Source organism: Pseudomonas sp. MB-090624, from assembly GCF_003205245.1.
Taxonomy (GTDB): Bacteria; Pseudomonadota; Gammaproteobacteria; order Pseudomonadales; family Pseudomonadaceae; genus Aquipseudomonas; species Aquipseudomonas juntendi.
Genome location: NZ_QJRK01000010.1, coordinates 31,703 through 42,904, shown reverse-complemented (window position 1 = coordinate 42,904; position 11,202 = coordinate 31,703). Strand labels below are relative to the sequence as shown.

Annotated in this window: 12 protein-coding genes; 2 read left to right on the top strand and 10 right to left on the bottom strand. The window is 59.3% G+C overall.

Annotated features, from left to right (window positions below):
• Positions 1-202 precede the first annotated feature (202 nt).
• Complete coding sequence (locus tag DMX12_RS07465) at positions 203-703, top strand: heme-binding protein (RefSeq protein ID WP_110676879.1); 501 nt, start codon at positions 203-205, stop codon at positions 701-703.
• A gap of 86 nt (positions 704-789) precedes the next feature.
• On the opposite strand, the gene DMX12_RS07460 is transcribed toward DMX12_RS07465, so the two are convergent.
• Complete coding sequence (locus DMX12_RS07460) at positions 790-1,338, bottom strand: single-stranded DNA-binding protein (RefSeq protein WP_009681967.1); 549 nt, start codon at positions 1,336-1,338, stop codon at positions 790-792.
• Between the two features lie 9 nt (positions 1,339-1,347).
• Positions 1,348-2,742 carry an MFS transporter gene (locus DMX12_RS07455; protein ID WP_009681966.1) on the bottom strand — a complete coding sequence of 465 codons (1,395 nt, stop codon included), beginning with the start codon at positions 2,740-2,742 and terminating at the stop codon, positions 1,348-1,350.
• A gap of 129 nt (positions 2,743-2,871) precedes the next feature.
• Here DMX12_RS07455 and uvrA point away from each other — a divergent pair, with 129 nt between their 5' ends.
• Complete coding sequence (gene uvrA, locus DMX12_RS07450) at positions 2,872-5,706, top strand: excinuclease ABC subunit UvrA (RefSeq protein WP_009681965.1); 2,835 nt, start codon at positions 2,872-2,874, stop codon at positions 5,704-5,706.
• Positions 5,707-5,841: 135 nt separating this feature from the next.
• Here uvrA and bfr read toward each other — a convergent pair whose 3' ends face one another.
• The 8 genes from bfr to rpmJ form a co-directional block, all read right to left on the bottom strand.
• Positions 5,842-6,306: a bacterioferritin gene (bfr, locus tag DMX12_RS07445; protein ID WP_009681979.1), complete on the bottom strand. Its 465-nt coding sequence runs from the start codon at positions 6,304-6,306 to the stop codon at positions 5,842-5,844.
• A 162-nt stretch (positions 6,307-6,468) separates the two neighbouring features.
• Positions 6,469-7,908 (bottom strand): catalase, encoded by a 1,440-nt coding sequence (locus DMX12_RS07440; RefSeq protein ID WP_110676877.1) that lies wholly within the window; start codon positions 7,906-7,908, stop codon positions 6,469-6,471.
• A 172-nt stretch (positions 7,909-8,080) separates the two neighbouring features.
• The gene (gene rplQ / locus DMX12_RS07435) at positions 8,081-8,467 is read right to left on the bottom strand and encodes a 50S ribosomal protein L17 (protein ID WP_003255451.1); all 387 of its coding nucleotides are present in this window, start codon (positions 8,465-8,467) and stop codon (positions 8,081-8,083) included.
• A 42-nt stretch (positions 8,468-8,509) separates the two neighbouring features.
• Positions 8,510-9,511: a DNA-directed RNA polymerase subunit alpha gene (gene rpoA, locus DMX12_RS07430; RefSeq protein ID WP_003255452.1), complete on the bottom strand. Its 1,002-nt coding sequence runs from the start codon at positions 9,509-9,511 to the stop codon at positions 8,510-8,512.
• A 22-nt stretch (positions 9,512-9,533) separates the two neighbouring features.
• Complete coding sequence (rpsD, locus tag DMX12_RS07425) at positions 9,534-10,154, bottom strand: 30S ribosomal protein S4 (RefSeq protein ID WP_009681977.1); 621 nt, start codon at positions 10,152-10,154, stop codon at positions 9,534-9,536.
• 15 nt (positions 10,155-10,169) lie between these two features.
• Positions 10,170-10,559, bottom strand: coding sequence for a 30S ribosomal protein S11 (rpsK, locus tag DMX12_RS07420; RefSeq protein WP_003255454.1), 390 nt, complete (start codon positions 10,557-10,559; stop codon positions 10,170-10,172).
• Positions 10,560-10,577: 18 nt separating this feature from the next.
• On the bottom strand, positions 10,578-10,934 hold the full coding sequence (gene rpsM, locus DMX12_RS07415) for a 30S ribosomal protein S13 (protein WP_009681976.1): 357 nt from the start codon (positions 10,932-10,934) through the stop codon (positions 10,578-10,580).
• Between the two features lie 131 nt (positions 10,935-11,065).
• Positions 11,066-11,182, bottom strand: coding sequence for a 50S ribosomal protein L36 (rpmJ, locus tag DMX12_RS07410; RefSeq protein ID WP_002555468.1), 117 nt, complete (start codon positions 11,180-11,182; stop codon positions 11,066-11,068).
• Between the last annotated feature and the right edge of the window lie 20 nt (positions 11,183-11,202).

Sequence of the window (11,202 nt, the reverse complement as noted above, 5' to 3'; positions counted from 1 at the left end):
CGCCTCTTGGTAGTCACGGTGGCGGGCCAAATTCTGCTCGCCAATGGATAAGACTAGTCAAGAATCGAGAAGGTGCGATGACATGTGTCAGGTAGAGAGCACTATGCCGGGTTACTGGGCTCATCACTTTCGGAAATGGACTACATAACTCCGCTCAGAAAGTTACTAGATTGAGGAAAATTCCGACAAAGGACCTGTCCCCATGAACACCAAGCCTCTGCTGCTGAGCCTGCTGATCGCCGGTACTGCCATCCTCGCACCCGCTTCTGCAGCCACTTCGGACGAAGCAGCTTCGCCGCTCACCTCGCAACAAGCGCGAAACATGGCGGCAGCCGCCGAACTGGCGGCCATGGCCCAAGGCCATGCGATCGTCATCAGCATCATCGACAACCACGGTAAGCCCAAGTATTTCCACCGTATGGACGGCGCAGACAAAGCCAGTATCAAGCTGGCGCAACTCAAGGCTGAGACTTCTGCCCGCTTCCCCTTGGCCTCGCCCACCTCTGGCGAACACGGCCCTGCACACCCGGCTAAACCCTATGCATCGTTGCCGGGGCTCACCTTGCTGGAAGGAGGCCTGCCAATCATGGATAAGAACGGCATGCACATTGGCGGCATCGGCATCAGCGGCGCAACGCCGGAGCTGGATGCGCAGTTCACCCGGGTGGCGCTTGAAGAACTGGGTGGTGAAAGCACCCTCTGAGGTTTTTTTATGGCCTGCTGCACCCATAAAAAAACCCAGGGCCAAGGCCCTGGGTTTCTGGTTTCGCTAGCCGCCTGATGTTCTGATCAGAACGGAATATCGTCATCGAAACTGTCGAAGTCAGCAGCCGGCTGAGGCGCTGGCTGCTGTGGCGCCGGGCGCTGAGGGGCCTGTTGCGGGCGCTGGGCCTGCTGGCGCGGCGGGGCCTGGTTGTACTGCTGTTGACCACCACCCTGGTTGTAGTTGCCGCCACCCTGGTTGTACGGATCACCGCCTTGCTGCTGGCCCTGCGGGCGCCCGCCGAGCAGCTGCATGGTGCCGTTGATGTCGACGATGATCTCGGTGGTGTAACGCTTGATGCCGTCTTTTTCCCACTCGCGGGTCTGCAGCTTGCCTTCGATGTAGCACTGCGAACCTTTACGCAGGTACTCACCGGCAATTTCGGCAACCTTGCCGAACAGCGACACACGGTGCCACTCGGTACGCTCGACCTTCTGGCCCGACTGCTTGTCAGTCCACTGCTCGCTGGTAGCCAGGCTCAGGTTGGTCACGGCATTACCGTTGGGCAGGTAGCGGACTTCGGGATCCTGGCCACAAGTGCCGACCAGAATGACTTTGTTAACCCCACGGGCCATAACGTTCTCCTAGGCTTCGCACGCCGAAGAGGCTGGATTCACCAGTCGCTCGAGGGTCGCACGGTCCAAAATTTTCGTATCCAGTTTGATATAGATGGCCGCTTCTTCAGCAACCACCACAGCGTCGGTCACACCCGGCACGGCCATCAGTCGCTCGGTCAGGCCGGCTTCCCGGGCTGCCTCTGGCGTCAGCGGCATGCGCAAGCTGGTCACATACGGCGGCTCGTTCATGGACAACGCGACGATCAGCCAGATTGCACACAACACCGCACAGCCGAGGAATACCGTGTCCAACCCACCGTGCTGGAACAGCCAGCCACCCAGAATTCCACCCAGTGCCGCACCAAGGAACTGGCTGGTGGAATAAACCCCCATTGCCGTGCCCTTGCCACCGGCAGGCGACACCTTGCTCACCAGCGAAGGCAGCGAGGCCTCCAGCAGGTTGAATGCGGTAAAGAATACCACGGTGCCAATCACCAGTCCGCGCAAACCGTCAGCCCACTCCCAGAAGTATATCTCTGTCAGCAGCAAGACACTGACTGCACCGGCCAACACACGCTTCATCTTGCGCTTTTTTTCGCCGTAGATGATGAACGGCACCATTGCAAAAAATGAGATGAACAGTGCGGTCAGGTAGACCCACCAGTGCTGCTCTTTTGGCAGCCCGCCACGCTCGACGAAGGCCAGGGGCAGCGCGACGAAGCTGGCCATGAGGACGGCATGCAGCACGAAGATGCTCACGTCCAGGCGCAAAAGGTCCGGATGACGCAGGGTCGGGCCGAGTGCCTTGCGCGCCACACCCGACTCGCGGTGCTGCAGAAGGCTGTGGGTACTGGGCACGACGAAGGCGATCAGCAGGATGCCGACCAGGGCAAGCCCGGCAGTGGCAAGGAACAATCCTGACAAACCAAAGGCACTTGTCAGCAGTGGCCCGACGACCATGGCCACGGCAAACGACAGGCCGATGCTCATGCCGATCATGGCCATGGCCTTGGTCCGGTGTTGTTCACGGGTCAGGTCCGAGAGCAGCGCCATGACGGCAGCCGAAATTGCCCCGGCACCTTGCAGGATGCGCCCCGCGATCACCCCCCAGATAGAGTCGGCCTGGGCCGCCAGGACACTGCCCAGGGCAAAGATCACCAACCCCAGGTAGATGATCGGGCGCCGCCCGATGCGGTCGGAAATCATCCCGAACGGAATCTGCAATACCGCCTGGGTCAGGCCATAGGCCCCGATGGCCAGGCCAATCAGCGCAGGTGTGGCACCGGCCAGGTCCATGCCGTAGGTGGCCAGTACCGGCAAGACCATGAACATGCCCAGCATACGAAAGGCAAAGACCAGGGCCAGGCCACCAGCAGCGCGGGTTTCGCTGCTGCTCATGCGCTCGTTGTGGGTGTCATGCATGGCGTAACCTCGTGTGAACCGGCGGCGATTCTATCAGTCCGACAGCTTGACGGCATCTACGCGACGCTTTGCCGCGTACTGGCAGGGGGCCGTATAATTCTTTGTTTATGCCCGCCAAGCGAGGCCGCAGTGGACAAGATCCTGATTCGTGGGGCACGTACCCACAACCTGAAGAACATCGACCTGACCTTGCCCCGGGACAAGCTGATCGTGATCACCGGCCTGTCCGGTTCCGGCAAGTCTTCGCTGGCATTCGATACCCTGTACGCCGAAGGCCAGCGCCGCTACGTGGAATCGTTGTCGGCCTACGCCCGGCAATTCCTGTCGATGATGGAAAAGCCCGACGTCGACACCATCGAAGGTCTGTCCCCGGCAATCTCCATCGAACAGAAATCGACGTCGCATAACCCGCGCTCGACGGTCGGCACCATCACCGAGATCTACGACTACCTGCGCCTGCTGTACGCTCGCGTCGGTACCCCACGCTGCCCGGACCACGACATTCCGCTGGAGGCGCAAACCGTCAGCCAGATGGTCGACCTGGTGCTGGAGCGCCCCGAAGGCAGCAAGCTGATGCTTCTGGCGCCGGTAGTGCGCGAGCGCAAGGGCGAGCACCTGGCAGTGTTCGATGAAATGCGCGCGCAGGGTTTCGTGCGCGCCCGGGTCAACGGCAAGCTCTATGAGCTTGATGAGTTGCCCAAGCTGGACAAGCAGAAGAAGCACAGCATCGATGTGGTAGTGGACCGCTTCAAGGTGCGCGCCGACCTGCAGCAGCGCCTGGCCGAATCGTTCGAAACTGCGCTGAAACTGGCCGACGGGATTGCCCTGGTGGCACCGATGGACGACGAGCAAGGCGAAGAGACGATCTTCTCCGCCCGTTTCGCCTGCCCGGTGTGCGGCCACGCGATCAGCGAGCTGGAGCCCAAGCTGTTTTCCTTCAACAACCCGGCGGGTGCCTGCCCGACTTGCGACGGCCTGGGTGTGAAGCAGTTCTTCGACACCAAGCGCCTGGTCAATGCCGAGCTTACCTTGGCCGAGGGTGCCATCCGCGGCTGGGACCGCCGCAACGTGTACTACTTCCAGATGCTCGGCTCACTGGCGGCGCACTATGGCTTCAGCCTGGAAGAGCCGTTTGGCGAACTGTCTGCCGAACACCAGAAGGTGATCCTGCAAGGCAGCGGCAAGCACAGTGTCGACTTCAAGTACCTCAACGACCGCGGCGATATCGTCAAGCGCTCGCACCCGTTCGAAGGCATTGTGCCGAACCTGGAGCGCCGCTACCGCGAGACCGAATCGGCCACTGTGCGTGAAGAACTGGCCAAGTTCCTCGGCACCCAGCCCTGCCCGGACTGCCGCGGCACCCGCCTGCGTCGCGAAGCGCGCCACGTGTGGGTTGGCGAGAAAACCCTGCCGGCGGTCACCAACCTGCCCATTGGCGATGCCAGCAGCTATTTTGCCGAACTGACCCTGACCGGCCGCCGCGGCGAAATTGCCTCGAAAATCCTCAAGGAAATCTGCGAACGCCTGCAGTTCCTGGTCAACGTAGGCCTCGACTACCTCACCCTGGACCGCAGTGCCGACACCTTGTCGGGGGGCGAGGCCCAGCGTATCCGCCTGGCCAGCCAGATCGGCGCAGGCCTGGTGGGGGTGATGTACATTCTCGACGAACCGTCGATCGGCCTTCATCAACGCGACAACGACCGCCTGCTGGCGACGCTCAATCACCTGCGCGACCTGGGTAACACGGTCATTGTGGTTGAGCATGATGAAGACGCCATCCGCCTGGCGGACTACGTAGTGGACATCGGCCCAGGTGCGGGCGTACATGGCGGGCAGATCGTTGCCGAGGGGTCGCCGCAGGAGGTCATGGACCATCCTGACTCGCTGACGGGCAAATACCTGTCGGGGCGCAAGAAGATCGTCGTGCCCGCCAAGCGCACGCCGCGCAACAAGAAGCTGCAACTCAAGCTGAAGGGGGCACGCGGCAACAACCTGCAGAATGTTGACCTCGAGGTGCCGATTGGCTTGTTGACGTGCGTGACCGGGGTATCTGGCTCGGGCAAGTCGACGCTGATCAACAACACCCTGTACCCGCTGGCAGCGTCCGCTCTGAATGGCGCGAGCAGCATCGAGGCGGCGCCCCACAGCAGCATGGACGGCCTGCAGCACCTGGACAAGGTCGTGGATATCGACCAGAGCCCGATTGGCCGTACCCCGCGCTCGAACCCGGCTACCTACACCGGCATTTTTACTCCGATCCGTGAGCTGTTCTCCGGCGTGCCCGAGTCGCGCTCCCGCGGTTATGGCCCTGGGCGCTTCTCGTTCAACGTCAAGGGCGGCCGCTGCGAGGCCTGCCAGGGCGATGGCTTGATCAAGGTGGAAATGCACTTCCTGCCGGACATCTACGTACCCTGCGACGTGTGCAAGAGCAAGCGCTACAACCGCGAGACCCTGGAGATCAAGTACAAGGGCAAGAACATCCACGAGGTGCTGGAGATGACCATCGAGGATGCCCGCGAGTTCTTCGATGCGGTGCCGGCGTTGGCGCGCAAGCTGCAAACACTGATGGACGTGGGTTTGTCCTACATCAAGCTGGGGCAGTCGGCGACCACGCTGTCCGGTGGTGAGGCGCAACGGGTCAAGCTGTCCCGCGAGCTGTCCAAGCGTGACACCGGCAAGACCCTGTATATCCTCGATGAGCCGACCACTGGCCTGCACTTTGCCGATATTCAGCAGTTGCTGGACGTGCTGCACCGCCTGCGCGACCACGGCAACACCGTGGTGGTGATCGAGCACAACCTGGATGTGATCAAGACGGCCGACTGGCTGGTGGACCTGGGGCCAGAGGGTGGCTCCAAGGGTGGGCAGATCATTGCCTGCGGTACGCCGGAAGAACTGAGCGAGATGAAACAGTCGTATACCGGGCATTACTTGAAACCGCTGCTGGAGCGGGATCGGGCCTAAGGCATTTGGGGGCGCTTTGCGCCCCATCGCGACACAAGGCCGCCCCTACAGGCGATCGCATGAACCTTTGGGTTGCGCGATCGCCTGTAGGGGCGGCCTTGTGTCGCGATGGGCTGCAAAGCAGCCCCCCGGCTATTACATCTGCGATTGCAGGTAGTTCTCCAGGCCAATGGCCTTGATCAGCCCCTGCTGCTTTTCCAGCCAGTAGGTATGATCTTCTTCAGTGTCGGCCAACTGCGCACGCAGAATGTCGCGGCTGACATAGTCCTTGTGCAATTCGCACAACTCGATGCCTTTGCACAACGCAGCGCGCACTTTGTATTCAAGCTTGAGGTCGGCTTCGATCATTTCCGGCACGGTGCTGCCGACTTCCAGGTCGTCTGCGCGCATGTCAGGCGTACCTTCCAGCATGAGGATACGACGCATCAGCGCATCAGCGTGTTGCGCCTCTTCTTCCATCTCGTGGTTGATACGCTCGTAGAGTTTGGACAGGCCCCAGTCTTCGTACATGCGCGAATGAATGAAGTACTGGTCGCGTGCCGCCAGTTCGCCCTTCAGCAGCGTGACGAGGTAGTTGATTACGTCCGGATGGCCTTGCATCGCCCTGTTTCTCCATGTGGAAGCTTCTATGCCGCATAGTGTGAACCAGCTTTTGCCGAAGGTCACTGAAAAAGGCGCAATCCGGGCAAAAAATCGGCTAAACAGTAGTGATATTCATTGAAAAACCGCCCAAATGAGGGCGGTTCTTCTTATCACTTCGAGTTAAGCGAGATTCACGCCCAACGCCTTGGCGATACCTTCGCCATAGGCCGGGTCAGCCATGAAGAAATACTGCAACTGGCGCTGGATGACATCGTCACTGACCCCTGCCATCGCCCCGGCGATGTTGCTGATCAGCAGCGCCTTCTGCTCGTTGCTCATCAAGCGGAACAGCGCGCCGGCGTGGCTGTAGTAGTCGTTGTCCTCACGGTGATCATGGCGGTCGGCTGCACCAGTGAGCGCCAGTGCAGGTTCAGCGTGATGCGGTGACTGCTTGGGTGCGTCGGCGTAGCTGTTAGGCTCGTAATTCGGCGCCGCACCATAACTGCCGGTCGCCATGGAGCCGTCGCGCTGGTAGCTGTTCACAGCGCAGCGCGGTGCATTCACCGGCAGTTGCTGGTGGTTGGTACCGACACGGTAGCGGTGGGCGTCAGCGTAGGCGAATACGCGGCCCTGCAGCATGCGGTCGGGTGACAGACCAACGCCAGGCACCATGTTGCTAGGCCCAAACGCTGCTTGCTCGACTTCAGCGAAATAGTTGAGCGGGTTCCGGTTAAGCTCCAGCACCCCCACCTCGATCAGCGGGTAGTCCTTCTGCGACCAGGTTTTGGTGACGTCGAACGGGTTTTCCTCACGGCTCGCCGCCTCCGCTTCGCTCATGACCTGCATGCACACGGTCCAACGTGGGTAGTCACCACGTTCGATGGCTTCAAACAAGTCGCGCTGAGCATAGTCCGGATCGGTACCGGCCAGGCGCGCCGCTTCTGCGGGGGCGAGGTTCTTGATGCCTTGGAGGGTCTTGAAGTGCCACTTCACCCAGGTGCGCTCGCCTTTCTGGTTGATCAGGCTGTAGGTGTGGCTGCCAAAGCCGTGCATGTGGCGATAGCCATCCGGGATGCCTCTATCCGAGAACAGAATGGTCACCTGATGCAGCGCTTCAGGCGAATGCGACCAGAAGTCCCACATCATCTGGGCGTTCTTGAGGTTGGTCTGTGGGTGGCGCTTCTGGGTGTGGATAAAGTCCGGGAACTTCAACGGGTCGCGAATGAAGAACACGGGGGTGTTGTTGCCCACAATGTCCCAGTTGCCTTCTTCGGTGTAAAACTTTACAGCGAAGCCGCGCGGGTCACGCTCGGTATCGGCTGAACCACGCTCGCCACCAACGGTGGAAAAACGCAGGAAGGTTTCGGTTTGCTTGCCGATTTCGCCGAAAAGCTTGGCGCTGGTGTAAGCCGTTATATCGCGGGTGACGGTGAAGGTGCCGTACGCACCCGAACCCTTGGCGTGTACGCGGCGCTCCGGAATGTTCTCGCGATTGAAATGGGCGAGCTTCTCGATGAGGTGGAAGTCGTCGAGCAACAATGGGCCACGTGGGCCGGCGGAGCGGGAGTTCTGGTTGTCGGCTACTGGTGCACCGCTGGCGGTGGTAAGAGTCTTGCTCATGGGCTCTCCTTATCGGTCTTCGAACGCCGGCTGATCGGCTATGGGGAGAGTATCGATGAGCCGGACTAGGAGAACAAATTCATTAGATGACTTGTATCAATAGAAATAAACAATAGTTGCACACACAAAAAACCGGGCACTAGGCCCGGTTCTTTGTAGCAGACAGAACGTCTTACTCAGCAGCTTCTACAGCACCGCCGACAGGACGATCAACCAGCTCGACGTACGCCATAGGCGCGTTGTCGCCAGCGCGGAAACCGCACTTCAGGATGCGCAGGTAGCCGCCCTGACGGGTGGCGTAACGCTTGCCCAGGTCGTTGAACAGTTTGCCAACAGCGGACTTCGAACGGGTACGGTCGAAGGCCAGACGACGGTTAGCAACGCTGTCTTCCTTGGCCAGGGTGATCAGCGGCTCGGCAACGCGGCGCAGTTCCTTGGCTTTCGGCAGGGTGGTTTTGATCAGCTCGTGCTCGATCAACGACACTGCCATGTTCTGGAACATAGCCTTGCGGTGAGAGCTGGTACGGCTCAGGTGACGTCCACTTTTACGATGACGCATGATTCATTCCTTACCAAACACTACGTTCGGTGATTACGACGATCAGGCGGTCGCCTTGTCGTCTTTCTTAAGACTTGCAGGCGGCCAGTTGTCGAGGCGCATGCCGAGAGACAGACCACGAGAGGCCAGGACGTCCTTGATTTCAGTCAGGGACTTCTTGCCGAGGTTAGGAGTTTTCAACAGCTCTACTTCGGTACGCTGAATCAGGTCGCCGATGTAGTAGATGTTCTCCGCCTTCAGGCAGTTGGCCGAACGTACAGTCAGTTCCAGGTCGTCAACCGGACGCAGCAGGATCGGATCGATCTCGTCTTCCTGCTCGACTACGACAGGCTCGCTGTCACCTTTGAGGTCGACGAACGCGGCCAGCTGCTGTTGCAGGATGGTCGCAGCGCGGCGGATAGCCTCTTCAGGGTCCAGGGTGCCGTTGGTTTCCAGATCAATGACCAGTTTGTCCAGGTTGGTACGCTGTTCAACACGGGCGTTCTCGACCACATAGGCGATACGACGCACCGGGCTGAACGAAGCGTCCAACTGCAGACGGCCAATGCTACGGCTTTCGTCTTCGTCGGTTTGACGGGAGTCGGCCGGCTCGTAACCACGACCACGAGCTACAGTGAGCTTCATGTTCAGGGCGCCGTTCGACGCCAGGTTCGCGATTACGTGATCGGGGTTGACGATCTCGACATCGTGATCCAGCTGAATATCGGCAGCGGTAACCACCCCCGAACCCTTTTTCGACAAGGTCAGCGTAACTTCGTCACGACCGTGCAGTTTGATAGCCAGGCCTTTCAGGTTCAACAGGATTTCAATGACGTCTTCCTGAACACCTTCGATCGCGGAGTACTCATGGAGTACGCCATCGATCTCGGCCTCGACTACTGCACAGCCAGGCATGGAGGACAACAGGATGCGGCGCAGCGCGTTGCCCAGGGTATGGCCGAAACCACGCTCGAGAGGCTCGAGCGTAATCTTGGCGCGGGTCGGACTGACTACCTGCACATCAATATGGCGGGGAGTCAGGAACTCATTTACCGAAATCTGCATGGATGCACCTATTTTCTAGCCCTTACTTGGAGTAGAGCTCGACAATCAGGTTCTCGTTGATGTCGGCAGACAGGTCGCTGCGAGCAGGAACGTTCTTGAAAACGCCCGACTTTTTGGCAGCATCCACGTCAACCCACTCAACGCGGCCACGCTGGGCGCAGAGTTCAAGGGCTTGAACAATGCGCAGCTGGCTCAGCGACTTCTCGCGAACCGCGACCACGTCACCCGGACGAACTTGGTAGGATGGAATGTTTACAGTTTTACCGTTGACGCTGATCGCTTTGTGCGAAACCAGCTGACGGGACTCGGAACGAGTCGAGCCGAAGCCCATACGGTAAACGACGTTATCCAGACGGCACTCGAGCAGTTGCAGCAGGTTCTCACCGGTTGCGCCTTTTTTCGAGGCAGCAGCTTGGTAGTAACCGCGGAACTGACGCTCCAGAACACCGTAGATACGACGAACTTTTTGTTTCTCACGCAGCTGGGTGCCGTAGTCGGACTGACGGCCACGGCGCTGGCCGTGGATACCTGGGGCTGCTTCGATGTTGCACTTCGATTCCAGAGCGCGAACGCCGCTCTTCAGGAACAGGTCAGTGCCTTCACGACGAGACAGTTTGCATTTTGGACCAATGTAACGTGCCATTCTTCTGTCTCCTGATTACACGCGACGCTTCTTCGGCGGACGGCACCCGTTGTGCGGGATAGGCGTCACGTCGGTGATGCTGGCGATCTTGTAGCCGCAGCTGTTCAATGCACGAACGGCGGACTCACGACCTGGACCTGGACCCTTGACGTTTACGTCGAGGTTTTTCAGACCGTATTCCAGCGCAGCTTGACCAGCACGCTCAGCAGCAATCTGAGCTGCGAACGGGGTGGATTTGCGCGAACCACGGAAACCCGAACCACCGGAGGTCGCCCAGGACAAAGCATTGCCCTGACGGTCGGTGATGGTCACGATGGTGTTGTTGAAAGATGCATGGATGTGGGCGATGCCATCAACCACTGTCTTTTTAACTTTTTTACGAGGACGAGCAGCAGGTTTTGCCATGTCTATATTCCTGGGCGATTACTTGCGGATCGGCTTACGCGGGCCCTTACGGGTGCGTGCGTTGGTCTTGGTGCGCTGACCGCGAACCGGCAGACCTTTACGATGACGCAGGCCGCGGTAGCAACCCAGGTCCATCAAGCGCTTGATCTTCATGTTGACGTCACGACGCAGGTCACCTTCAGTGGTGAACTTCGCGACTTCGCCACGCAGGGTTTCGATTTGCTCGTCGCTCAGATCCTTGATCTTTGCGGCTGGGTTTACACCAGCGTCTACACAGATCTTCTGTGCAGTTGTGCGACCGACACCATAGATGTAGGTCAGCGAGATAACAGTATGCTTGTTATCTGGAATGTTGACGCCTGCAATACGGGCCATTCAGTGGGACTCCAATTGACAGCTACCTACGCCCCGGAAGCCAAGAAATAGGGCGCGAGATAATATCGCTGTAGAAACGAATAATCAACCCAGCAGCACACTAGCTGCTGGGTTTGAAGCGCAGATCACACTCAGCCTTGGCGCTGTTTGTGACGCGGTTCCGCGCTGCAGATCACTCGTACGACGCCTTCGCGACGGATGATCTTGCAGTTACGGCACAGCTTTTTCACCGATGCACGAACTTTCATTACCGACTCCTCGAACCTTA